The organism is Streptomyces sp. NPDC053427, assembly GCF_044544985.1.
GTDB lineage: Bacteria > Actinomycetota > Actinomycetes > Streptomycetales > Streptomycetaceae > Streptomyces.
The window spans coordinates 517532-539577 of the sequence record NZ_JBITYA010000003.1; the positions used below are offsets into that span (position 1 = coordinate 517532).

At 67.1% G+C, this 22046-nt stretch carries 22 protein-coding genes and 7 pseudogenes; 17 read left to right on the forward strand and 12 right to left on the reverse strand.

Annotated features, from left to right (window positions below):
• The first annotated feature begins 1 nt into the window (after position 1).
• From ACIGWZ_RS10330 to ACIGWZ_RS10355, 6 genes and pseudogenes are all read left to right on the forward strand, one after another.
• Positions 2–217, forward strand: a complete 216-nt coding sequence (locus tag ACIGWZ_RS10330) for an MbtH family protein (protein ID WP_400062798.1) — start codon at positions 2–4, stop codon at positions 215–217.
• 9 nt (positions 218–226) lie between these two features.
• Positions 227–1474 carry a cytochrome P450 gene (locus tag ACIGWZ_RS10335; protein WP_400062800.1) on the forward strand — a complete coding sequence of 416 codons (1248 nt, stop codon included), beginning with the start codon at positions 227–229 and terminating at the stop codon, positions 1472–1474.
• Positions 1475–1476: 2 nt separating this feature from the next.
• The gene (locus ACIGWZ_RS10340) at positions 1477–2247 is read left to right on the forward strand and encodes an SRPBCC domain-containing protein (RefSeq protein ID WP_400062802.1); all 771 of its coding nucleotides are present in this window, start codon (positions 1477–1479) and stop codon (positions 2245–2247) included.
• A gap of 31 nt (positions 2248–2278) precedes the next feature.
• A complete protein-coding gene (locus ACIGWZ_RS10345) occupies positions 2279–2467 on the forward strand; it encodes a hypothetical protein (protein ID WP_400062804.1) in 189 nt (62 codons plus the stop codon).
• A 24-nt stretch (positions 2468–2491) separates the two neighbouring features.
• A complete protein-coding gene (locus ACIGWZ_RS10350) occupies positions 2492–2773 on the forward strand; it encodes a hypothetical protein (protein ID WP_400062806.1) in 282 nt (93 codons plus the stop codon).
• A 22-nt stretch (positions 2774–2795) separates the two neighbouring features.
• Positions 2796–3116 (forward strand): annotated as a pseudogene (locus ACIGWZ_RS10355) (transporter); the annotation flags it as partial.
• Between the two features lie 562 nt (positions 3117–3678).
• Here the strand turns inward: ACIGWZ_RS10355 and ACIGWZ_RS10360 are convergent.
• From ACIGWZ_RS10360 to ACIGWZ_RS10370, 3 genes are all read right to left on the reverse strand, one after another.
• On the reverse strand, positions 3679–4257 hold the full coding sequence (locus tag ACIGWZ_RS10360; RefSeq protein WP_400062808.1) for a lytic polysaccharide monooxygenase auxiliary activity family 9 protein: 579 nt from the start codon (positions 4255–4257) through the stop codon (positions 3679–3681).
• A gap of 597 nt (positions 4258–4854) precedes the next feature.
• On the reverse strand, positions 4855–5298 hold the full coding sequence (locus ACIGWZ_RS10365) for a phage tail protein (RefSeq protein WP_400062810.1): 444 nt from the start codon (positions 5296–5298) through the stop codon (positions 4855–4857).
• Positions 5299–5626: 328 nt separating this feature from the next.
• Positions 5627–6004, reverse strand: a complete 378-nt coding sequence (locus ACIGWZ_RS10370; protein ID WP_400062812.1) for a hypothetical protein — start codon at positions 6002–6004, stop codon at positions 5627–5629.
• Between the two features lie 70 nt (positions 6005–6074).
• Here ACIGWZ_RS10370 and ACIGWZ_RS10375 point away from each other — a divergent pair, with 70 nt between their 5' ends.
• From ACIGWZ_RS10375 to ACIGWZ_RS10390, 4 genes and pseudogenes are all read left to right on the forward strand, one after another.
• Positions 6075–6311, forward strand: coding sequence for a hypothetical protein (locus ACIGWZ_RS10375; RefSeq protein WP_400062814.1), 237 nt, complete (start codon positions 6075–6077; stop codon positions 6309–6311).
• A gap of 95 nt (positions 6312–6406) precedes the next feature.
• Positions 6407–6622, forward strand: coding sequence for a DUF6243 family protein (locus ACIGWZ_RS10380; protein WP_030988248.1), 216 nt, complete (start codon positions 6407–6409; stop codon positions 6620–6622).
• A 151-nt stretch (positions 6623–6773) separates the two neighbouring features.
• Positions 6774–7351 (forward strand): annotated as a pseudogene (locus tag ACIGWZ_RS10385) (zinc-binding dehydrogenase); the annotation flags it as partial.
• A gap of 35 nt (positions 7352–7386) precedes the next feature.
• Positions 7387–7583, forward strand: a pseudogene (locus ACIGWZ_RS10390) (hypothetical protein); the annotation flags it as partial.
• On the opposite strand, the gene ACIGWZ_RS10395 reads toward ACIGWZ_RS10390, so the two are convergent.
• The gene (locus ACIGWZ_RS10395) at positions 7538–8221 is read right to left on the reverse strand and encodes an HAD family hydrolase (RefSeq protein WP_400062816.1); all 684 of its coding nucleotides are present in this window, start codon (positions 8219–8221) and stop codon (positions 7538–7540) included. The pseudogene ACIGWZ_RS10390 and the gene ACIGWZ_RS10395 sit on opposite strands and share 46 nt — an antisense overlap.
• Here ACIGWZ_RS10395 and ACIGWZ_RS10400 point away from each other — a divergent pair.
• Positions 8175–8288 (forward strand): annotated as a pseudogene (locus tag ACIGWZ_RS10400) (phosphotyrosine protein phosphatase); the annotation flags it as partial. The gene ACIGWZ_RS10395 and the pseudogene ACIGWZ_RS10400 overlap by 47 nt on opposite strands.
• Before the next feature lie 303 nt (positions 8289–8591).
• Here the strand turns inward: ACIGWZ_RS10400 and ACIGWZ_RS10405 are convergent.
• The 3 genes from ACIGWZ_RS10405 to ACIGWZ_RS10415 all read right to left on the reverse strand — a co-directional run bounded on the left by ACIGWZ_RS10405 (position 8592) and on the right by ACIGWZ_RS10415 (position 10064).
• Positions 8592–9065, reverse strand: coding sequence for a DUF2267 domain-containing protein (locus tag ACIGWZ_RS10405; protein WP_400062817.1), 474 nt, complete (start codon positions 9063–9065; stop codon positions 8592–8594).
• Between the two features lie 66 nt (positions 9066–9131).
• Entirely contained in the window at positions 9132–9527 is a 396-nt protein-coding gene (locus tag ACIGWZ_RS10410; protein WP_400062819.1) for a DUF2267 domain-containing protein, read from the reverse strand.
• Between the two features lie 105 nt (positions 9528–9632).
• Positions 9633–10064, reverse strand: coding sequence for an Hsp20/alpha crystallin family protein (locus ACIGWZ_RS10415; RefSeq protein ID WP_400063274.1), 432 nt, complete (start codon positions 10062–10064; stop codon positions 9633–9635).
• Between the two features lie 129 nt (positions 10065–10193).
• On the opposite strand from ACIGWZ_RS10415, the gene ACIGWZ_RS10420 reads away from it, so the two are divergent.
• Complete coding sequence (locus ACIGWZ_RS10420; protein WP_400063276.1) at positions 10194–10847, forward strand: type III effector protein; 654 nt, start codon at positions 10194–10196, stop codon at positions 10845–10847.
• 51 nt (positions 10848–10898) lie between these two features.
• Here ACIGWZ_RS10420 and ACIGWZ_RS10425 read toward each other — a convergent pair.
• A pseudogene (locus ACIGWZ_RS10425) lies at positions 10899–11000 on the reverse strand (hypothetical protein); the annotation flags it as partial.
• A gap of 307 nt (positions 11001–11307) precedes the next feature.
• On the opposite strand from ACIGWZ_RS10425, the pseudogene ACIGWZ_RS10430 reads away from it, so the two are divergent.
• Positions 11308–12443 (forward strand): annotated as a pseudogene (locus ACIGWZ_RS10430) (PP2C family protein-serine/threonine phosphatase); the annotation flags it as partial.
• Positions 12444–13061: 618 nt separating this feature from the next.
• On the opposite strand, the gene ACIGWZ_RS10435 reads toward ACIGWZ_RS10430, so the two are convergent.
• Together ACIGWZ_RS10435 and ACIGWZ_RS10440 are read right to left on the reverse strand one after the other, a co-directional pair.
• Positions 13062–15002, reverse strand: a complete 1941-nt coding sequence (locus ACIGWZ_RS10435; RefSeq protein ID WP_400062821.1) for a hypothetical protein — start codon at positions 15000–15002, stop codon at positions 13062–13064.
• Between the two features lie 196 nt (positions 15003–15198).
• Positions 15199–15747 (reverse strand): hypothetical protein, encoded by a 549-nt coding sequence (locus ACIGWZ_RS10440; RefSeq protein WP_400062823.1) that lies wholly within the window; start codon positions 15745–15747, stop codon positions 15199–15201.
• A gap of 1182 nt (positions 15748–16929) precedes the next feature.
• On the opposite strand from ACIGWZ_RS10440, the gene ACIGWZ_RS10445 reads away from it, so the two are divergent.
• Complete coding sequence (locus ACIGWZ_RS10445; RefSeq protein ID WP_400062825.1) at positions 16930–17136, forward strand: MafI family immunity protein; 207 nt, start codon at positions 16930–16932, stop codon at positions 17134–17136.
• Positions 17137–17195: 59 nt separating this feature from the next.
• Positions 17196–17345 (forward strand): annotated as a pseudogene (locus tag ACIGWZ_RS10450) (IS5/IS1182 family transposase); the annotation flags it as partial.
• 97 nt (positions 17346–17442) lie between these two features.
• Here ACIGWZ_RS10450 and ACIGWZ_RS10455 read toward each other — a convergent pair.
• Together ACIGWZ_RS10455 and ACIGWZ_RS10460 are read right to left on the reverse strand one after the other, a co-directional pair.
• Positions 17443–18198: an IclR family transcriptional regulator gene (locus ACIGWZ_RS10455; protein WP_400062827.1), complete on the reverse strand. Its 756-nt coding sequence runs from the start codon at positions 18196–18198 to the stop codon at positions 17443–17445.
• Positions 18199–18568: 370 nt separating this feature from the next.
• Positions 18569–19816: a hypothetical protein gene (locus tag ACIGWZ_RS10460; RefSeq protein ID WP_400062830.1), complete on the reverse strand. Its 1248-nt coding sequence runs from the start codon at positions 19814–19816 to the stop codon at positions 18569–18571.
• A gap of 804 nt (positions 19817–20620) precedes the next feature.
• On the opposite strand from ACIGWZ_RS10460, the gene ACIGWZ_RS10465 reads away from it, so the two are divergent.
• Both ACIGWZ_RS10465 and ACIGWZ_RS10470 read left to right on the forward strand, forming a co-directional pair.
• A complete protein-coding gene (locus tag ACIGWZ_RS10465) occupies positions 20621–21781 on the forward strand; it encodes an acyl-CoA dehydrogenase family protein (RefSeq protein ID WP_400062832.1) in 1161 nt (386 codons plus the stop codon).
• Positions 21778–22044, forward strand: a complete 267-nt coding sequence (locus tag ACIGWZ_RS10470; RefSeq protein ID WP_400062833.1) for a MoaD/ThiS family protein — start codon at positions 21778–21780, stop codon at positions 22042–22044. Before ACIGWZ_RS10465 ends, ACIGWZ_RS10470 begins: the two co-directional genes overlap by 4 nt.
• The last annotated feature ends 2 nt before the right edge of the window (positions 22045–22046 follow it).

Consider the following 22046-nt stretch of genomic DNA (forward strand, 5'->3'; position numbering starts at 1 on the left):
CATGACCAACCCGTTCGAGGACCAGGACGGCACCTTCCTCGTGCTCGTCAACGACGAGAACCAGCACTCACTGTGGCCGCAGTTCGCGGACGTCCCCGACGGCTGGACCGTCGCCCACGGCCCCGACACCCACGCCGCCTGCCTGGAGTACGTCGAGCGGTCCTGGACCGACATGCGGCCCAAGAGCCTCGCCGACGCCATGAACGCCCAGCGGTAGCGCCTCGCAGTGAATCCGACCGAAACCACCGTCGAGGCCCGCGACAGCGCGGGCCTCGCCCGGTCCGACGACCTCGCCGCGGCCCTGCTCACGCCCGAGGCCCGCCGGGACCCGTACCCGTTCTACGCCCGCATGCGGCGCGAGGACCCGGTCCACCGCAGCGCCCAGGGCATCTGGTACCTCACCCGGTACGCCGACGTCGAGGCGGCACTGAGCGACCTGCGGCTCTCCAACGACCGGGACAGGATGACCCGCGCCTACAGTGCGCTCGGCGGCGACCTGAAGGCCCTCAGCCGGCTCACCGACCGGCTCGGCCGGGTGATGAGCAACACCGACCCGCCGGACCACGCCCGGCTGCGCAAGCTGGCCAACCGAGCCTTCACCGCCCGGCGGGTCGAAGCCCTGCGCGACGGCATCCAGCGGATCGTCGACCGGCTCGTCGACGAGGCGCTGGCGGCGGGGTCGGCCATGGACCTGATCGAGGCGGTCGCCTCCCCGCTGCCGCTGTCCGTCGTCTGCGAGTTGTTCGGCATCCCGCCCGAGGACCTCCCGCAGGTCAAGACCTGGTTCCGCCGCTTCGGCCGGCTCAGCGAGGACATCGACAAGTCCGAAGCCGCGATCGAGCAGTACGAGGAGTACCTCGCCCGGCTCGTCAGCCGCCGCCGGGCCGACCCCGGCGACGACCTCATCAGCGCCCTGGTGGCCACCCAGGCGCAGGACGACCGCCTCACCGACTCCGAACTGCTGTCCACCTGCTTCGTCCTGATCACCGCCGGTGACGAGACCACCACCCACCTGATCGGCAACGGCATGCTCGCCCTGCTGCGCCATCCCGACCAGCTGGCGCGGCTGCGCGAGGACCCGGCGCTGATCCGCACGGCCGTCGACGAACTCGCCCGCTACGACACGCCGACCCAGGCCATCGTCCGGGTCGTGGCCGAGGACGTGGAGATCGGCGGGCGGACTCTGCGCGAGGGCGAGCTGGCATACCCGTTCCTCGCCGCGACGAACCGTGATCCCGAGCGCTTCGAGGACCCCGACCGCCTCGACCTGTCGCGCCCCGACAACCGGCACCTGAGCTTCGGCAACGGCCCGCACTTCTGCCTCGGCGGCCCGCTGGCCAAGCTCCAGGCAGAGGTGGCCATCGGCACGCTGGTCCGCAGGCTCCCGCACCTGCGGCTGGCCGACGGGGCGGCCCTCGAATGGCGGCCCAACCCGCTGCAACGGCGGCTCACCGCGCTTCCGCTCACCTACTGACCATGAACGACGACGAAGGAGAAGTGACCATGGCCCGAGAGTTCGAGGTCCGCCGGGAGCAGGACCTGCCCGTGACGCCCGAGCAGGTCTGGGACGCGGTGGCCACCGGCGCCGGCAACCTCGGCTGGCTGTACCCGATGGAGGTCGAGCCGCGCGTCGGCGGAAAGGCCACGCGCGGCGACGCCACCGTCGTGGCATGGGAGCCGCCGCACCACCTCGCGCTTCGGGCGACCCAGGACGGCGGATTCTCCAACACGCTCACCTACCGCATCGAGCCGGCCGACGCCGGCACGAGCCACCTGCGGATGGGAATCCACTGGGTGCACACGGGCGTCGTCGACGACACCTGGAACTGGGACACCAAGGCGGACGCGGCCGAGAAGTACGTCGACTTCCACCAGCACGCCCTCGCCGAGTACCTCCGGCACTTCGCCGGCCGCCCCGCCGTCTACGTCAAGGCGGTCCGCCCCGAAGCCACCACTGACCCGGCCGACTTCGTGACCCTGCGCCGACGCCTCGGCCTCGCCGACGACGTGACCGTCGGCGACCGGCTGTCGCTCCACCTCCCCAGCACGGACGGGGGCTCGGAGGAGGTGGTCGTGGACTGGCTCAGCACCGATTTCGTCGGCCTGCGCGGACCGAACGCCCTGTACCGGTTCTTCAACGGCAGCAGCTGGAACGTGCCGATCTGGCTGGGGCACCACCTGTTCGACGAGGAGGCGGACGAACAGCAGCTGACCAAGGCGTGGAGCGCCTGGCTCAACGGCGCCTGAGCCGTCGTACGACACAACCGAAGGATCTCTGGTGGAAAGACTTCTCTACGCCGCCGAACTCGTCCAGGAGGACGGCACCTACAAGCTCGTCGTGCAGGACGTGGTGCGGGACACGGTCCAGATCACCTCGGTCCCCGCATCCATGGTGAACAGGCTCCCGACCTTCCTGTCGGCGCTGAGTTCCAAGCTCGGCCCGACACCGGCGCGCGGCCACTGGTAGCCCTCTGCCGGCCACTTGGGGCCGGTGCCGTCGGCACGGCATCCCGGCGGCAGGCTCGACTTCGCCTACGACGCGGCCGGGCGCGAAAACGAGCGAAGCATCGGCGAACGTCACAACCTGGCCGGCGCCTGGGACGCCGAGCACCGCCTCACCGGCCAGATCCTCCGCTCCGAGCAGTCGGTGCTGCAACGCCGCGACTACACCTACCGGGCCGATGGCGCCCTCACCGGTGTGGAGGACCAGCTTCTTTCTTCACGATTCGAAAGGCCTCACGGAAACAAATCTGCATGTGCCCGACGTTATTGATCTCCGACTCGAGGAGGGGAAGGTGTCGGGCCTGAAGCTGTTCCACACGACGAAGAGCGGCGTGACCGAGGTCACGCCGCGTCTTGCTGAGGTTGAGGCGGATGTGCAGGGCCTCGTCGAGGCGCACATGGAGACGCTGCTGGGCGTTCGGTTCCTGGCGAGCGAGTACGGCACTGGGCCGGTCCACGGGGGCCGGATCGACTCGCTCGGCCTGGACGAGAACGGGGCGCCGGTCATCGTCGAGTACAAGCGGGGCGTGGATGCGGGCGTCATCAACCAGGGCTTGTTCTATCTCGCATGGCTAATGGACCATCGGGCGGAATTCGAGCACCTGGTCCGCGAGTCGTCACATACAACACACAGTCAGCAGAAACCCCATACTTCCTGACTAACCACCCATACGGTGGATAGCGGCATGCGCCGCTCGGACTGACCATAACTCCTACGGCCTAAGGACTCGTTGCGGGAAATCCCCGCGCAGCGGTCCCACTCCTTCGAGCCAGCCCTGGGAGTTCCCATGCTGCGAGCTGCCCGTATGTTCGCCGTGACTAGCCTGACGGTAGGAGCCTTCTTCGTTGGCGCCGCTCCGGCATCTGCCGCGCCACACGTCTTCTCGTCCCTCCCAGACACCTATGTCAGCTGCGACGGCCAGTGCTACAACCTGTGCGACGAGGACGAAGAGTGCTACATCGACACGTCTACCGGGGAAATGTGGTGCTGCTACTGGGACGACGACTCCAGCGACTATTGCTGCTACGACCCCTGTGATGACTAGGCAGTGTCCGATGGGTCGGGCAGGCTGCCGGGCATGTGCGGCCTTGCCCTCGCTCTTTCTCCGTCCGATAGAGGGCTTCGCCCCACGCCGGTCACTACGTCCGGACGCAGGGCTTTGCACGAGCCCGGTCTCAGGCGAAGTCGAGATCGACGACCTGGTAGAACGCGTAGCCGGTGTCGGCGACCTCCCATACGCACAGCATGACCTGATAGCCCTGCCGTTCGGGGAGGGTCAGGGTGTGAGTGGTCGGGTTGGACGGTACGAGGTCTTCATGGTCCCAGTACGGTCGGTGGGGGTTCTGCACCATGGTGAAGGGCTCCGCCTCGAACTGGGCTCGGCTCAGCGGCTGGGTGGGATCCCAGTTGGGCTTGGTGAGGAAGTAGTTCCATCGCCGGGTCTTGTGGAGCTTATGAAAGTGCCATGTCATTTCCAGTTTCTGGCCCGCCGAAACCGAGTGCTTCTTCCAGTCCTCGCGCGGCTCATCAAGCATGGTTGCGAAGCTCTGACCCGCGCTGGCGATCTTCCCGTCGGCAGGCGGCGTATTACTGGGGACGTCGTCGGACGCGTAGGGGTCCTGCAACCCCGATTGGCTCTGGGGGAAGAACTTCCCCGATTCCAGCCCTTCCGCCTGCCAAGCCTCCAGATAGATCTGGGCCCTGGACGGCGGAGTCGTCACGGTCCCATGTTTGGGGCCGACGGCACCTGTCATTTCAAGCCTCCTTGTAGATCACCGGACAGCCTGGACGTAAAGCGGAGCTGCACCGGGCACGGGCACTTGTCACTTCATGCCGAGAGGCGCGCCTGCGAGGGCTTTCGCAGGCGCCTGCACGGCGGGGGCGAAGCCGCGGACGAGCCCGTTAGGGATACGCCCGACTTTGCTTCGTGATCGCATACATGCCCATGCACGGCCGCCCTCAGCGCGATGGTCCACCGATTGCTCCGGCTGGGTGAATCCCTGGCCGGTTTCGCCCTGTCGCCCGTGGTCAAACCGGCACACCGCATTCAGTCACAGAACCCATCGGACACGCCTAGGCACTGTCTGATGGACGGACCCCCTTGAGGCGGCCGGGGTTCGGGGAAGCCCCCCGTAATTGCTGGCTCCTCGCCCCGGCCGACGCGGGTGTTCTGCGGAAGTTGCTGCGTCAGCAGACGGTGTTGAGTGCTGCGGTGCAGCTGTGCATGCTGCCGTTGCTGGGTTGAACCGCGAGATGTTTACCCCGATGCGCTTCGCAGGGCGGCTCGGATACTCAGCACCCGCAGCGCGCAGGGATGGTTCTCGGCGAGGCCGACTGGCGCTCCGCCGCGGTCACGCAGCGTCCAGCTCAAAGCTCTCCACCACCAACACCAACTCCTCCACAGCGACCTCCGTGGCAGTGCCGCTGAGCGACGGTGCCGAGTATTGCTTGGGCCAGGCATTAGTGAACTTCCACCGCAACGCCGGTTTGCCGGCCTCGTCGTTGAGCACGATGTGGCCGTTGCGGCGAACCACAGTGCCCTCCAACACGGCCCGCCGCCAATCCCACAGCTCGCGGTTGGTGGTGAAGCCGCGCTTGAGCGTGATGTCACCGAACTTCTTCAACCCTGGGAGCTTGACGACCGAAAAGTCCATGTTGCCCTCGCGGTACTCAATCACGTCCTGCTCGGTGTTGGCCCCGCTGCACTCGGAGAAACCGTGTGAGCCCGCCAGCCCGTCGATGTCTAGAGTGAAATTAAACGCAGCGAATGGATCAACCCGCCGTCCGGTTGCCATACCGTTCCTCCTCTGTACCTAGCCGACAATCTCGGCGCTCCCTACCCAAAACCGCAGATATGTCAAACGGGACAGTGCGGCACCCCGCTCGGCCAGCAGCGGGACCAGGTCCGAGGTCTGGAACATGCCCCGTTTGGCCATCAGCTGACGCAGTGTCCACTGGTAGCCATCTTCACTTCGCGACCTCGCGCGACCGAGAGCCATTCCGCAATGTCTGATAGCCGGACTTACCAACAACTGCCATGTGCTTGGTGATCTCCTTGCGGTGAAACGTAGTTCAGCGGGAAAGGTCCGGTCTGGTCGGTTTGCGAGGTCGTTCCGCGAGGGGTCAGCGATGCGCGGCATGGGCCGGGGTGCGGCGGTGCCGTCCACGGGGATGCGTGGCCCCCGGGGTGGCTGGGCGGCGCCGCGCGCCGAGCAGGATGCCTAGACCGGCGACGGCTCCGGCGGTCGGGAGCGCGGCGACGGACGGGCCCGTGGACAGGGCGCCCGTGAGGGCGGTGCCCGCGGCCTGCCCGGTCCCGACCGCCGCGATCAGCCAGGCGTACGCCTCGGTGCGGGTGCGGGTGCGGGTGCGGGTGCTGGCGGGGGTGAGCGCGTCCACGGTCAGGAACGCACTGGTGATCAGCGGGGTGAGGATGAGGCACGGCAGCGCCGTGAACGCGGTCGCGGCGAGCGGCCCAGGTCGAAGGGCAACCGGATCCACATGCCCCGCAGCGTGGGGTAGGTGTCGAATCCGGCGCGGGCCAGGGCGCTCGCTGTACGGGCCGGAGCCCTTGATCACCTGGAGGGTCTGGCTGTTCTTCCCGTATGCGCTCCAGGGCGCGCAGGACGTTGTTCAGGTCCTGCTTGTGCAGGGCGCGCCGGTAGGCGGGCAGGAACGTGTGCGTGACGGCGTGGGCGGCGAGGCCGAACGCCGGCCGACGCCGGGGCGGCGAAAATGTTGGTGCGCGGGGCCGACGGAACCGGGTAACGTCTTTGTCATGTTCTTCCAGACGCCGATTTACGAGTGAGAGCGTGACGGGCCCCTGCTGACTTCCTTCGACGTCGCCGCCCGTCCCTCACCGACGAATCCGTAGATCACTTCACATCATGACCGGGAGAACCCGTGACCGTAAGCAAGAACATCAACAACCCCGTGGGCATGGGCGGCGGCCAGCGCAAGAGGCTGTCCCGCGCCGAACGGCAGAACAACGGCCCGCACCGCAACCTCGACCGCCAGGGTGCAGCCGACCAGAAGGCGGAGCTGGTGCGCAAGATGCGCGAGAAGGCAGGTGCAGCTGAGGGCGCCGGGCAGGCGGGCGACGACACCGCACAGAGCTGACGCACCGCCGCCGCAGGGCGGCACCGCACGGGGCAGGGCCCGGACCGCGACGCGCGGGCCGGGCTCTGCTGCCGTACCGGGGCTCTGCTGCCGTACCGGGCGCGGCCGGTCCCGCTCAGCTCTCGGCCGACCACCCGGGGCAGCCGCAGATTCCGTCCTGATCGAGCTCGGACACGATCATCCCCCGCCCTTCCAAGCGGCGCAGAATCGCCCGGTGCCACTCGACGCCAACACGACGGTGCTCATCAACGGCGCCGCGGGCGGCGTCGGGCACTTCGCGCTACAGCTGGCGAAGTGGAAGAGTTCACGTGTCACCGCGGTGGCATCGGGCGCGCATGAATCGTTCCTGCGCGAGCTCGGCGCTGACTGGTTCATCGACTACACCACGAGTCGTCCCGAGGAACTCGGGTATGGCGTCGACCTCGTTCTCGACATCGTCGGCGGCCCGACAGCAAGCGCTTCCTGCGCACGCTCAAGCGCGGCGGCTCCCCGTTCCCCGTGTTCTCCGGCGAATTCGACGGAGAAGAGACCGTGAAGCTGGGCGTCACAGTCACGGGCACCCAGGTCCGCTCGAACGGCGCGCAGCTCGCCGAACCGGGACGCCTGCTCGACGCGGGCACGGTCCGCGTCGCGATCGACAGCACAATTGCGTTCGCGGATGCCCGAGCCGCGCACGAACGCGCCGCCCGAGGGCACATCCAGGGTGAGATCGTGCTCACGGTCGCTTGAGGCTCTCGCGACGAAACTCCCCTGGCCGGGGATCTGTTGGCGCAGTGGCCACTCTCGCCACGGTGGCGCCGCTGCTCCTCGGGACCGAACCGCTGCCGTCCGTCTTCTCCTGGGTGTGCATGCTGATGGGCCTCGGTTTTCTGATCGCCGCGGCCGGAGTGATCCGTTCCCTACCGCTCAGCGCCGTCAGGTGGCGGCGCCGTCGCCCCCGTCCGCCCCTTCCGTCACATAGCGCTCCAGCCAGGACGGGAACTCCGTCAGGTCCGCGAGCACCACCTCGGCACCGGCGTTGCGCAGCTCCGTGGCATCGCACGGGCCGGTAGCGACCGTGACGGACAGCGCGCCCGCGGTGTGCGCCCCGACGACGTCACCGATGTGGTCGCCGACGTAGACCTGCGCATGGTGCTTGCGCAGCGCCTCGGCCTTGCCCTCCGCCCACAGGGAGCCGAAGAGGGCGTCCACGTCGAGGCCGAGGTGTTCCAGGTGCAGCTTGGCGTTGGGCTCGTACTTCGCCGTTACCACGATCGCCCGCCCGCCCGTCGCATGCATCGCGTCGACAGCCTCCCGGGCACCGGGCACGGCGGGCGACGCCGCGACCGCGTACTGCGGATACAGCTCGCGGAAGAGAGCGGCGGTCTCCGCCACCTTCTCCTCGAGGAACCAGTGGCGGATCTCCTGCTCCAGCGGGGGCCCCAGCCGGCTCGCCGCGAGGTCGGCGTCGATGAAAGTGCCGGTCCTGGCCGACAGCTCCTGATAGACGACCTTGATGCCCGGGCGCGAGTCGATCAGCGTCATGTCGAGATCGAAGCCGACCGTCAGAGAGCAGTTGCCCGACCCCGCCGGGCAGGGTGTCGAGTCCGTGGGACCCATCTGCGACGAGATCGAGAGGCGGATTCGCGGACTTCTCGACGAGATAGCCCCTGAGGGACAGGCGTGAGCCTGCCCCGGGCGTGACCATCACGGGGGGCGTGGCCGTCCCCGAGCTGACGACCGGTCGTCCATGCCCCTGGCGGAACCAAGTCGGACGCGGGCAAGCGGCTTGTGGTACTGCCGGCCCTTTCGGCTGCCCCCAGCTTCACCGGTCAGCTGCGACTGACCGGCGGTGAGGTCCCTTCACCCTCACTCGATATACATGGCGCCTCGTGGCGTACCGCGGGATGTCGCACACGCGAGCGCAGAGCAGGGCTTCGCCTACGGCACGAGTCCCGTGGGGTCTTTGCCACTCGTGCAGGCGTCACCGTCACCGACGCGGCCGGGGAGGGAAGTACACGCCCCGTCTACGCGGCGGGGTGAGCTCGGCGCGGCCGAACAGCAGCGCGTAGCCGGAGGGAAGCTGGCGCAGGATACGGGTGAGGAGATCGGGGCCGGCAAGGGCGGCGACGGCGGAGAAGACGGCTCCGGTGTCCCAGCGGGTGGTGGCCAGGGAGGCGCCGGTGCGGGCGGCGAGGTCCTTGACGAAGGACCTGCCGGTCAGGGGCTGGGTGTCGGGGATCTGTGCGGTGAGGACACGTGCTGCTTCGAAGGGGAGGCGGGCGGCAAGTTCGACGCGTTCGTCGCCCGTCAGCTGGCGTCCCAGTCCCGCGAGGACGAGCTGGACGGCTTCCTCGGCCCGCTCCCGGGTGGGGTAGGCGCCTTCGTAGCGGACCTTCTCCAGCATCTGCTCGTACGTCATCACGGGCAGCTGCTGCAGTGGTGTACGCGGGTCGGAGATCACTGCGGTGGTTGCCTTTCTGTCGCCGGGGTGGTGGTGCCGGTGTGCGGGCATCGGCTGCGCGGGCGGTCAGGCGGGCTGGGGGCGGCCGAAGAGGAGGTCGTAGCCCGCGGGGAGCTGGAGCAGGATCTGGTTGATCAGGCCGTCGCCGGCCGCGTCGGCGACCGTGCTGAGAACGGCGCTGACGTCCCAGGCCGCGGTCTGGTCGGTGGCCCCCTCGATCCAGGCTGCCGTCGCCCTTACGAACCGCTCCGGTGGCAGCGGCTCGGCGCTCTGCAGCGGGTTGAGGAGGATCAGGGCGAAGCCTTCCGGCAGACGCGCTGCCAGCTGGGCCCGCACCTCGCCGACCAGATGCGCGCCCAGCAGCGCGAGAACCACACGGGCCACGCGCTCGGCTTCCTGCCGGCTGCCGTACTCACCGCGTTCCTGCACCTGGTCGAGAAACGCTTCCCATCGCACAGTCACGTCGGCCGCCACCCTTCCTCGGTCCATGGGGTGCGGAGGACGGGAGAGGGGGAGATCGATCAGTTACCCGTCCTCCGCCGCTGTCAGAGCCCTTATCGCCCCGGCTCAGCCGGAGATCTCCCTGCGGCCGGATCCGCCGCCGATGGCGATCTTGCGGGGCTTGGCACGTTCGGCGATCGGGATCCGCAGGGTGAGCACCCCGGCGTCGTAGTCGGCCTTGATGCGCTCGGTGTCCAGCGTGTCGGCCAGCACGATCTGGCGGGAGAAGACACCCAGCGGCCGCTCCGACAGTTCCATCTGCACGTCGTCGGCCTTCGCCACGGGCCGGCGCTCGGCCTTGACGGTCAGCATGTTCCGTTCGACGTCGATGTCGATCGCGTCCGCGCCGACGCCGGGCAGGTCGAAGGCCACCACGTACTCGTCGCCCTCGCGGTAGGCGTCCATCGGCATCGGGGACGGCCGCGACCAGGTGCCCGGGCCCATCAGCTGCTGAGCCAGCCGGTCCAGCTCACGGAAGGGGTCAGTGCGCATCAACATCGTGAAAACACCTCCAGCAGGTTCGGGCAATTGCTGCCAATGCGCTTCACTGAAACCGTTGTAACATGTCATCCATTGGATGACAAACACGGTGTCGTCCAATCGATGACAAGTCCGAGGGAGGTGCCCTTGACAGCAGCCGACCAGCCGGCCCCGTCCAGCGCCGACGGCCGAAGTCCGGCATCGTTCCTGGCCGCCGCGGCGGCCCTGCACGCCGTAGACGACGCCCTGCGCGCCGCCCGGCAGGAGACCTCCGACGCCCCCGCCGCCGGCACCGGCGCGGAGCAGGCCCTGGCCTCCCTGCTGCTGCTGCGGCAGGTCCGCGAGCAGCTCGCCGAATGGGAGACCGGTCTGATCGAAACGGCCCGGCACGCGGGAGCCAGCTGGGCCGACCTCGCCCACCCCCTCGGCGTCGCCAGCCGGCAGGCCGCCGAACGCCGCTACCTGCGCAACCGGCCCGGCCCCGCCGGAACCACCGGCGAACAACGCGTCCAGGCCACCCGCGAACGCCGCGCCGCCGACCGCACCCAAGCCGAATGGGCCCGCCGCAACGCCGCCGACCTGCGCCGCATCGCCGGCCAGATCACCGCCCTCACCGACCTCCCCACCGCCGCCCGCCACCCGCTCGACCAACTCCACGCGGCCCTCGCCCACAACGACCCCGCCGACCTCATCCACCCCCTCAACGCCACCCGCCCCCACCTGACCACCACCCACCCCGACCTCGCCGCCCGACTCGACACCCTCACAGGTCGCGCTGCGGCTCCGCCCCCACCCGACTGACCCCGAGTGCTGCTCGAGCGTGGCCACGATCAGGGTGGCCATCGGGTCACCGTCCAGGCTTTGCAGTGCCAGGTCGAGCTTGCGGACGATCTCGCTCGGAGGTCCGGGCTGGTCGAGGGCGACCGCGCGCAGCATGCTGCTGAGCTGGTGCATGGCGATAGCGGCACAGATGTCGTGGCCATGACTCGCCGGCCACGAGGCACGGCGCGCCGCCAGGGAGAACGATCACGTGCTGCCAGTCCCCGCCGACGAGTGGGACATCGAAAGGCAGGGACGGCGAGGTGGTGAACGCCGCCGGGGGATCACCTCCGGGCAGCACGCCGAGCGTGCTGCCGCCGTTGCGGAGCCGGGTGGTGACGTCGTAGTGCGTACGCGCCCGTGCTCGGGGCGCGATCGGGCGCCGGCTGGAGCAGAGTGGTGGCGGACTGGACGGCACCACGGCGTAGGCCGTGCGCCTGCAATTGCCGCGTTCCCTGCGCGGCCCGCGTCGTCGCAGGCTCGGCCGCCCCACCCAGGTGATCAGGCAGCAGGCCGACTACCTCAAGGTGCGGGCGTTTTGGCCGATCTCCAGCAGAGGCTGCTGCTGCCGCTGGTCGAGGGCGAGCCGGACCGGGAGGTCGACGCTTCCCTGGCCGGATGGGCCTACCGGACAAACTCCCTGAGGGTGGAGGAAGACACATCCGGCGGGCTGACCATATGGCTGCCGCTGGTCGACGGAGCGGAGCGGCTGGGAGTCCTGGAACTCAGCATGGAGACACTGGACGGGATCAATCTCTGGCGCTGCCGGACGATGGCGTCGCTCCTGGCCATGATCATCACTTCCAAGCGCACCTACAGCGACACCTTCGCGCAGCGCATGCGGACCCGGCCGATGCAGCTGCACACGGAGATGCTGAGGGCCTTTCTCCCCCCGCGCTCGATCGGCACCGGCCGGGTGGTGTCGACCGCGGTCCTGGAACCCGCGTATGAGCTGGGCGGCGACGCCTTCGACCATTCGTTTACCGAGGACTTTCTGCAGGCCACGATCCTCGATGCCATGGGCCACGACCTGGCGTCCGGCCTTGCCACCTCCGTGGCCATGGCGGGCTGCCGCAACGCCCGTCGCACGGGCGCGGACCTGGCCGAACTCGTCGACGCAGTCGACCAGGCGCTGGCGAAGTGGCTTCCGGACCATTTCTGCACCGGCATCTTCATCCAGCTGCACATGCCGACCGGCGTGCTGCACTGGTCCAACTGCGGTCACCCGGCGCCGTTGCTCATCCGCGGCCAGCGCCTGCTCGACAAAGCCCTGGAGCAGGATTCCGAGCCTCCGCTGGGTCTGCCCGCCAGCCTGGCCGGCGGTGCCGGCAGGTACACGAAGCCAGCCTCGAACCCGGTGACCGGATACTGCTCTACACCGACGGCGTAGTGGAGTCGCGGGACGAAGGCGGTGAGCAATTCGGCCTGGAGCGTTTCACCGACTACATCATCCGGTCGACCGCCGCCGGGCAGAACGCCCCGGAGATGCTCCGCCTGCTCATCCACGCGATCCTCGGTCATCGGCACAACGAACTCAGCGACGACGCCACGATTCTGATGATCGAATGGCAGCCGCCCGGCCAGCGAGCCAACGCGGCCATGACACCTGAAACCTGGCAGGCTGCCGTCGTTGCATCAGCCGCCTCGAGCAGTGGCGCAGCCGACTATGTGCACCGACAACTCGCCATCGCCTACCCACCGCGACTTTTGACGAGTCCGAGGGGCGCCAGCCTGGAAGCGATGTCACACAACTCCGGCTGAAACCCGGGATGTTTGGGCTCCCGGAGGCAGCTGCACTCTGGTGCCACAACTGGCATCGGATCTCGACCCCGGACGCTGCGGAGGTCTGGACCACGGCGTGCCGCATGACCCCCGGGAGTCGGCCCGTTTCCCGGCGTAGCGCCCCCGATGCTGACTTCGTGCTGACTTACTAACCTCGAAATGCCCTCTGACCTGCAACGATGCCTTGCCGTGCCTCTTCGGCTTCCACTGGCACTGGGCCGAACGCCCTTGGCGGCTTCCTTGAGCTTGGAGCCCGCGGAGCCCTTCACGCTGTAGGCCGGCGGGGATGTCGATCGGGTCGCCCTGCGACGATCTGGCACAGGCGGGCATGAGCAACCCTTCGATCACGTGAGCCTCGACAACCTACATGATCAAGGCATCCATGCCCGCCCACCCGCAAAAAGTTGCCCTGCGCTACGACTTTGCCGCGGCATCGGGCAGCACGTCGGGGATCTGCCACAGCTGGCCGGCCATGTTGCTGACGTAGATCTTGCTGGTGTTGCTGTCCAGCCCGACGCCGCAAGCATCGCCGAGACCGGTGGCCACCACGCGCTGCAAGCCCTTGGTCTCTTCCTTCAGATCGACCTCATGCAGGCAGTCGCCCAGATGGTCGGAGACGTATGCGTTGCCCTTGCCATCCAGCGCTACGCGGGTGCTCGCGGAAAAGGTGGCCACCTCGCGCTTGGTGGGGTGGGGAGAGGCATTCAGGTCGACCTCGTACAGGGGACCGTTGGAATACCGGCCGACGTACGCCTTCTTGCCTTCCCTGTCCAGCGCTACTCCGGAGGCATGCGTCATGCCCCCGATGATCGGCTCCGTCCTCTTCTCTTCGTCCTTGAGGTCGTCCTTCAGGTTGACCGCGATCAGCTGCCCGTTGTTGTAGTCGGCGACGTACGCCTTGTTGTTCGGCTCGTCCAGTGCGAGACCGTACGCGTAGGGGACCTTGGCGACGTCGACGACCTCGACGGCCTTGGAATCATCGAACAGGTTCTTCACCTTGCGCAGGCGGCCGCCGCTGTAGTCGGCGACGTACGCCACCTTCTTCGACCGGTCCAGCGCCACATCGACGATGTCGCCCAGGCCGCTCGCGACCTCGCGCCAGTTGCCGGAGGGGAGATCCGAGGTGAGATCCACCTCGTACAGCTTGCCGCTCCGGTCGGCGACGTACGCCTTGTTGTTCGGCTCGTCCAGCGCGAGACCGTAGGAGCTCCCTAACCCGCTGGCGCGCACTGAGGGAGCCCTTTTCGGCCTCTCTCGCTCTTCGCCGCCGTCCTTGTGAAGAGGGTGATCCTTCATGTCGAAATGAAGTTTTTCAAGCTCGAAGACCTCGTGCACCCCGGCGAGGGTGGAGACGACCTCGGCCTCCCCTTTTTGCATGAACGGCTTGCCTTCATCGGTCAAGTCGAAAGTCTCCGTAGCCGTACCAGTCTCGCCGAGTTTCCATGCAATCACCTTGGAGTATTTCGGCTCCTGGGCCTGTGGGCCGCTGGGGCGGGTCTCCTTTACCTCTACTGGCTCGGGGTAATGCAAAGCGACCCACCCACCGAAGGAGATAGGGAATTCGTAGTCGAACCTCCTCACCTGACGTCGCTGCGTGGCCAGGACGTCTACCCGGCTGCCAACTTCCCCGCTCAGCGTGGACGATGTTTTGAACGCAGTGGTCAACGAGCCACTGACAGAAGCGGTGATCCCAAGCATCAGCTGTGCCGATAATTCCCCGGTGCCTGTGGCGGTACTCGTTGCTGTTGTCGTGCTTGTCGTTTGTGACTGAGACTCCGTGTCAACGCCCTGATTGTCTTTGCTGTTCTTCAGGGTGGTCTTCTGAGATTGGTTCATCGCCATGCTCTTCTGCAGTTGCTGCTGCAGTGATGCAATGGCTTTTGCCCCGAAAGTGAGCTGTACCTGCCCCTGGAGCGACCAGCTGATTGTGTTCGAAATCGAGAATTCGACAGTGTGTGACCATTTGGTGGGGGTGGGGTCGGTTCGGTTGACGTACGTTTGCTTGGAGATCACGTCGGGAGGGGGCTGTGCAATGTCGCCTCGCTCTTCGATGAGCGGTACACCCACCGTCATGTAGGCGCGCCACCCGCGCTGGTGTGCCGTATCCTCCCCATCGGGAAAGGCGCCGAATCGCCCCTTGTTCAAAGAAAACCCGGTAGGGGCGATATACCGGTCCTTTCCATCTGCTGATTTCTTCTCGGCCTTCCTCTTCAGTTTCTCCTTGTCCCGCTCCAGGATGGCAGAGGTCTTATCGGCAATTTTGAGCTCCTTCAGGTTTCGCCCTGTCAGCGGGTGGCGCATAAATCGTTCGCCAAGATGAGTTGTACTCACGTTGTTTTTGGTGGGGCCGCTCATGGCCTTCAGCCTCCTTGCACAGCAGAACTGAACGGTTTGTGAGTGATTGTTTGTGAGCTGTTTCCAGCCTGGTGTGACCTAGTGAGAAGTCGTCAGGCTACCGAGCGGGGAGCGTTGCTGCTGCTCAAGGGCCAGATCATGAAACCGGTACGTTTGAACAGCCCTCCGGCCCACGAGCCGACTTCGAGATCGACCCTCACCCCTTGGTCGACCCATCGTCAGTCCTTTTGACGTCTTTGGCCGATTTGGAGTTATCCTTTCTCGATTCTTCCAGCTGTTCGTCGCTGATCTTTGGTCGGTCTTCTTCGCTGATCTTGGGCTGGTCTTCATGCCTGATCTCCACCCCCACCTTTTTGAATGCCTCATCCTTGGCCGAAGATGCCATACCGGATGTCGATTCGGGATTCTCGCTGGCTTCTCGCTGCTTGGCTGCCACCGTCTGGGTGTTCTTGAATAGGGGGGTGATGAAGTTGTTCATGATGCTGAGCGCCTCGGGCGACGTCTCACGCACAATCTTCGGGTCACGCGCAACTTCAGGAATGTCGTCGTAGAGCTCCGGATCGACCCCTTCCCGTTCGGGCCAAGCGCCAGGGATTTTTTCATTGACCTTCTGAGCGGACTCTTCGGCGGACTTGGCTTCACTTCCGCCGCTGTCGAAGATGTTTTTAAAAGACATGAGCTTCCCTTCGGATCCTCTCGGCGGACACAAATCACCCCTTGTAAAGAGGATGATTTTTCTCGCCATGATCAAGTTTTTCGCATTCGAAGGCCTCGCGCACCCTGGAGAGGGTAGCAACGATTCCGTCTTCCCCTTTTCGGGTAAACGGCTTGCCTTTGTCGGTCAGGTTGAAATTCTCCTTACCGTTGTTGCCGGTCTCGCCGAGTCTCCCCGATCACCTTGGAGTCTTGGAGCATTTCGATTCCTCGGCCCGTGGACTGTCTGGGTGGACTCCTCGACCTCTACTGACTCGGGGGAATGCAGAGCGACCCGCCGACCCCGAAGGTAATGGGTATTTCGAAGCGGAATCCTCCTCGCCTGACGTCGCTACGCGGCAAGGACATCTCCCCGGCTGTCATAGGTCCACGAAGGCCGTGGCATATTTCACCAAGGCAAGCTGCGTACACGTCACTCTTGCCGTCCACGGCCTTCAGTCTCCTTGCGTCATTCGCCGTGTGCACCAAGATCTTCGTGTGCTGCCTACCCCTCCGGTGATCAATCTATCCAGCTCGGTCCTGCGGTTTCTCGCCCATCGCCTGGCCTGGCTGGCTTGACGTTGTTATTTCGACCACCATGACGGCTGAAAGTGATCACCGGTTGATTTCCGATTGAACGATGCTCTGAAATGGCCCCGCCTGCGACCTGCAACGACCAGCTTGGAGGGGCCGCTACAGGACGTCGTCGAACTTAGATTCCGTTGATTCCTGGCCAACTCGGTGGTCCCCAATATTGAGCCGAAACTGGTGGGTCTCCTGCTTATTGGTCGGGAGTGAGTGTCGAAAGTGGGGACATGCGTCGGCTGGCGCCCGTGGCGCCCGTGGTGCAGGAGGATCTTCGGCTGCGGGGCGTTGCGGGCCTGGAGCCGGCGGGTTCGGACGTGCGGCCAGACCGCAGAGGTCTTCAGGGGGCCGAGCCGTCGGTGGGCATCTGGTGGCGGTGCTTTCGGCCGGTCGGCAGGCAGTACTCGCGGCGGTGCGGCAACTGCGCACCGGAATGGGTGAGTTGCTCGATGCCTCGGCGCGCGGAGGTCTGGTCCTCAACGCCTGTGGCCCCCCGCTACCTGGCCGCCGCGGTGGCCCAACTCCGCGCCGAGGGCCACGACATCAAGGACGAGGACGCCACCCGCATTGGCGGCGAGGACGAGCGGTCATCGATCCGTTCGGCTCTGGCATGGGGGAGCAACTCGTGGGCCTGTCGTACCGAGTGTGTGTGGCGGAACTCCTTGCGGACTCTCCGCTGACCTCGGAGGCTGTCATTACGGATGTGCGCCCCCTGATTCAGCACGGCGAGGAGGCATTGGCGTTCGACACGACGCGCTCGTGGATCTCTGAGGACGATCTGCCCATCACCCGGCAGTACCACGGACGACTTGTGGCACTGGTAGCTGAGATGGCCCCCGAGTCCGTGCAGGTCTGACGAGCTGCTGGTTGACCGACCCACCTTCTCGGTGATCGTGCTGAGGTTGATCCTCTCCCATGGCCGGCGTGATCACGGCGTCGGAACCTTCCTGGACAGCCCCCGTTCACTGGGCTGCGCCCTCGTCAGTTCAGCGTGTTGATCAACGCGATGCGGTACGAAGGCGCGGATCTGTGCGCAAGGCCCGGCCGTGGAGCCTGTCGCTGGAACTCGCTCGACGGTGATGCTGTGCTGGGCGAGGAAAGCATGGGCCCACGACCAGAAGGCGACGGCACAGCACATCGAGAAGGCGGTGGGAGGGCGAACTCAGATGGTGAGCGAGAGCCCTCTGGTCACGCGCTTCGCCGCCGGTATCAGCCGGTCGCGGACCTGGTTGATCTGCGAGAGCCGGTCCACTCGCAAGGACACTCCGAGCGAACCGGGCGTCTGCCCGCGGAACACCGGTACCGCAACGCAGTACGTCCCGAGCGCGTACTCCTCCATGTCCGTGACGACCGGCGAGCGGGGCGAGGTGTCGAGCCGCCGCACAAGTTCGGAGCGGCCGGTGATGGTGCGCGGCGTGAGGTCGGCGAGCGGGTGCCGGGAGAGGTAATCGTTGCGCGCCTCGTCGCCGAGTTCGCGCAGGAGGCACTTGCCCAGCGCCGTGGCGTGACCCGCGTCCTCGAAGCCCACCCAGATGTCGACCCGCGGCGCCCGGGGACTGTCGACGATCTCGGCCACTTGGATCTCGCCGTCCTCGTAGAAGGTCAGGTAGGCGGCGGCCGAAAGATCGTCCCGCAGCGATGCAAGAGCCGGGCGGACGTAGCTGAGCTGCGTCTGTTCACGGCCGCTGGATTGCAGGGTGTCCAGCCGGTTCCCGAGGACGTAGCCATCGTCCTCCAGCTGGCGGAGGTACCCGTCGTGAGCGAGCGTACGCAAAAGGTGATACGTGGTGGTCAGCGCCAGCCCCGCCTCCCGTGCCAGCTGCCGAGCCGGCGCGCCGCCCTCGTGCGCGCCCACGGCCTCCAACAGTCGGAAAGCCCGCTGCACGGAAGCGATCAGGGTGGGTTCCTCGGTCGCCATATGCCCAGCCTGCGTCCGCCGCCCGGCGCAGGCAAGGCGGTAGTTCATGGGGCTCACGTATCTGTAGCGCATCCGTAGGGGCAGCGACGGCCGTCGGTGCGCGACCTGGCGCCGCCGACATCGCCCGTCGGCGTGCTCGACGAGTACGCACCGGAGGCCGGCCGCCCGCCTGTCCACCGCCACCGCCCAGCAACCGCGCGGCAGGCCGGCCTCCCGGGCCGCGGCGAGTACGGCCAGGACGGGGGCTGCGGTGCGGTGGTCGGTTTCGGAGACGACAGCCACCCCCGGTCGGCAGGGCCGGCAGCAGCGGTCCAGTCGTATTCACGTGCGAGCGGCGGCCGACCTCTCGACCGGCTGGCGGCCGAGAAGGTCAGCCGCCGCGCTTCAGGCGTACGACGACGGGGGCGCCGAAGGGGTCGCCGGACTGGTTGACCTGGACGTGTCCGGCCCCCAGCCACTCGTCGGTGCCGGGCACCCGGTGGATCTCCTTCAGCCACAGCGACTGGTTCGACCCTTTGCGGGCGCCGGTCGACAGGGGCAGGCGGTGGCGCTTGATCTTCACACACCGGCCCTCGTCGGTCAGGTACCAGTTGCCGTCGAGGAACAGGCCCTCGTCGTCCTGACCCGCCGGGGTCCGCAGAGTGCACCCGCCGGGAGCGGGCTCCTGCTCGACCCATTTCGAGCCGTCCCAGCGCAGCCGGATGTACTCGTCCGCGGGTTCGTTCTCGACCTCGCCGTGGTTGAAGGTGTTGTTGCCGTACGCGCGCACCTCACCGCTGTCGAGCGCGAAGACCTGGCCGAGGCCGGCGCTGGGCTCCGGCGGGATGGGCTCCTCGAAGCGGGCCTGTGGAGTCTCCACCGACTTCCAGGACGTGCCGTCCCAGTGCATCGAGGCCGGCTGGCTGTACCGCTCGCCGTAGCCCAGCTCGGTGCCCGGCCCGGTCGACCGGCTGCCGACCGCCCAGACGTCGTCCGGTCCCACCACGGCGAGGTCGGAGGCGCCGTACGGTAGCCGGGTCGTGGTCCAGTGGGAGCCGTCCCAGTGCTGGGCGGTCTGCTCGCTGTCGAGGGCCCAGATGTCGTCCGGGCCTGCGGCCTCGAAGTCCCCGACTCTGCCCGGTGGGGGGTTCGGCACCGCGGACCAGCGGGTGCCGTCCCACCTTGCCCAGGGGTTCACGCCGGTGCCCTCTTTGTAGAGCTGCGGCCGCAGCCACAGTGCTTCCTCGCCGACCTGTTCGAGCACTGGCGGGTAGTCGGTGGTGCCGAAAGCTTCGGGAAGGGGCTCGCGCTTCCACTGCGTGCCGTCGTAGTGCAGCAGGCGGGCGTTGGACTTGCCGTTGTTCTCGGTCCCGACCGCCCAGATGTCGTCCTCGGCCAAGCCGGCGACATCGGTGAGCTCCCCGCTGAAGTCCGCGATGTGCTCGAACTCCCAAGTGAGGGAGCCCGTAGGGGCCTTCGGCGGGGCGCCCTTGCCGCCGGAGTCCGCCGTGCCGGCGGAGCCCGTGGTCCGGGAGCCGGCCGGATCGGAGTTCGTGCCGCACCCCGCAGCCGTGAACAGCAGGGCGACCACGCAGAGAAGGGCCGGAATGGCGGCAAGGCGGCGGGGGAGCGGATACATGCGGCAAAAGCCTGCGCGGTGCGACTTACGGGCCGGTAACGGCCAGGTCTGGATCGCGACTCAATCGATAGCAGCGCTTCGGTTGGTGAGTCTCGCCAGGGGTGGCGCTCAGTCGCCATCGTGCGGCTGATCCGTTGGCGGGCCCATCCAGCACGGAAGGCCGTCCACGAAGCAGTCGGCCCCGGTCGCACGGATGCCCCTGTCCGCGAGGGTGGTCGCCATCCTGTCTCTGCGGTGGCCGGGAGAATGGGGCCGGGATCCGGTGTCTGGGGCGGGCCCAACGGACGTCTGCCTTCCGGTGCGTGGACACGCAGAGGCTGTCCGGCGGTCGAGGGCCACGACCGTGACGTCGTCGCGGTTGAGTGTCCGCTTGCCGACGTCCCAGCTGCCGGAGGCGCTCACCACGAGGGCGTTGAGTTCCGGGTCGATGAGGAACGGCCTGGTCTCCGCCACCACCCCAGCGGGCCAGCGGGATGGTTTTGGGAGGGGTATGAGATGGGCGGCGGAGCGGGCCTGTGGAATCCGGGCATGGTGAGCAGCATGTTCCGCGAAGAGCTTCCTTTCGCCGCTCCGGAGCCTCCGAAAGCCCCATGGAATCCGCAGTGATTGCGCAATGAATGCGCAATGAATGCGCAATCACCCTCACGGGAAAGACGTTTCCTCACGCGGGGCGCAAACACCTGCGCTGCGTGAAGGGCTGCTGCCCCCTCTGCGCCCTTACCTACTACGCAGTCAGGTGCCTTACTGGGGCCAGGGAACCACGGGGGTGCTCACCACAATGCCCCTGATCGAGAGCGTAAGCGAATGCACTTCTCCGAACATGTCGCCGAGATGGTCCACCGCCGATGGGGCGCCCTGCTCACCGAAGTGGGCGCCGAAGCCGTCGAACGCTACCGCGACGGCATCCCGCTGCCCCGCCGCCACCTCACCAACGCCGGTGAACAAGGAATCCAGTCCCTCCACTTCCCCGAGGAAATCGGCGGGGAAGGCGTCGATGCGCGCACGTGGGGCACCGTGCTGGAAGAGATTGCCTACCAGTGCCCGGATGCGGCTTTCCCCATCCTGCTCAGCATGGGAACCGGCGTCGCCGACATCCTGGTGTCCTCCGGACGGCCCGAGCTGATCGACCGCTACGTTGTGCCGATCATCACCGGCAAGCGCACCGCCACGCTCGCCTTCTCCGAGGACGCCGACCCGTTCGCCCTGCACACCGTCGCCCGCCGCACTCCCGGTGGGTTCCAGCTCTCCGGCCGCAAGGACTACATGACCGGCGGACTGACCTCCGATGTGCTGCTGTGCTACGCGCGGATGGAGGACACCGACCGCATCGCGGCATTCGTCGTCGAACACGACGATCCCGGCGTGCAGGTCAGCCCCGCCGGCGGCATCGGATTCTCCTCCAGCGCCATGGGCTCGATGACCCTCGCCGACGTGCGCCTCCCCAAGGACCGGCTCGTCGACATCGACGGAACCCAGCACGCGCAGCGCTACCTCAACAGCCGCCGCCTGTATCTGGCGTGTCTGGTGACAGGCATGATGCGGGCGGTCGCCGACCGTGCGCTGTCCCGTCTGCGCTGTGCCCGGCGCCAGGGACAGACGTTGATCGAGTTCCCGAACGTGCAGGCCACCGTGGGCCGCATGCACATCGCCGTTCAGGCCACGCGGGCGCTGCTGCACCAGACGCTGGCCGACGTCGACCGGGGCATGACGGACCCGGTGTTCGATGTGCAGATCTCCGCGACCAAGCACTTCGCCACCGAAAAGGCCCTGTTCGTCGTCAACCAGGCCATGCGGGTCCTGGGCGGACACGGCTACTACGGCGACTACTTCTACGGCGCTTTCCTGCGTGACTGCACCGGCCTGCTGTGCGCTGCCGGAACTCAGGACCTTCTGGAGATCAATATCGGGGCGCTCGTGGCGGCCCGTCCCCTCCCCGGCACCATGCGGAAGGAAGAGCGGTCGTGAAGGTGAAGTTCAGCGGATCCCTGCTCCGCTTCGTCAACTACGAACGCACGGTGGACATTGACGCCGAGACCCTGGGCGACGTGCTGCGCCACCTGCACGATGACTATCCCGAGCTGCGGCCGGTGTTGTGGGATGCCGACGGGAGGCTGGCGCCGGTACACCGGCTGGTCGTCAATGACGAGCTGGTCACCGAGCCCGACTTGGCGACGCCGCTCGGCGAGGCGGACCACGTCGCTTTCCTCACCGCCATCGCAGGCGGTTGACC

Excerpts from the sequence above, each read along its gene's own strand:
- ACIGWZ_RS10440 (WP_400062823.1), bottom strand. The coding sequence starts at position 15,747 with ATGGCGAGAAAAATCATCCTCTTTACAAGGGGTGATTTGTGTCCGCCG.
- ACIGWZ_RS10435 (WP_400062821.1), bottom strand. The coding sequence starts at position 15,002 with ATGAGCGGCCCCACCAAAAACAACGTGAGTACAACTCATCTTGGCGAA.
- ACIGWZ_RS10330 (WP_400062798.1), top strand. The coding sequence starts at position 2 with ATGACCAACCCGTTCGAGGACCAGGACGGCACCTTCCTCGTGCTCGTC.
- ACIGWZ_RS10455 (WP_400062827.1), bottom strand. The coding sequence starts at position 18,198 with ATGGCGACCGAGGAACCCACCCTGATCGCTTCCGTGCAGCGGGCTTTC.
- ACIGWZ_RS10465 (WP_400062832.1), top strand. The coding sequence starts at position 20,621 with ATGCACTTCTCCGAACATGTCGCCGAGATGGTCCACCGCCGATGGGGC.
- ACIGWZ_RS10395 (WP_400062816.1), bottom strand. The coding sequence starts at position 8,221 with ATGGGTCCCACGGACTCGACACCCTGCCCGGCGGGGTCGGGCAACTGC.
- ACIGWZ_RS10365 (WP_400062810.1), bottom strand. The coding sequence starts at position 5,298 with ATGGCAACCGGACGGCGGGTTGATCCATTCGCTGCGTTTAATTTCACT.
- ACIGWZ_RS10460 (WP_400062830.1), bottom strand. The coding sequence starts at position 19,816 with ATGTATCCGCTCCCCCGCCGCCTTGCCGCCATTCCGGCCCTTCTCTGC.
- ACIGWZ_RS10360 (WP_400062808.1), bottom strand. The coding sequence starts at position 4,257 with ATGACAGGTGCCGTCGGCCCCAAACATGGGACCGTGACGACTCCGCCG.
- ACIGWZ_RS10340 (WP_400062802.1), top strand. The coding sequence starts at position 1,477 with ATGAACGACGACGAAGGAGAAGTGACCATGGCCCGAGAGTTCGAGGTC.
- ACIGWZ_RS10415 (WP_400063274.1), bottom strand. The coding sequence starts at position 10,064 with ATGTTGATGCGCACTGACCCCTTCCGTGAGCTGGACCGGCTGGCTCAG.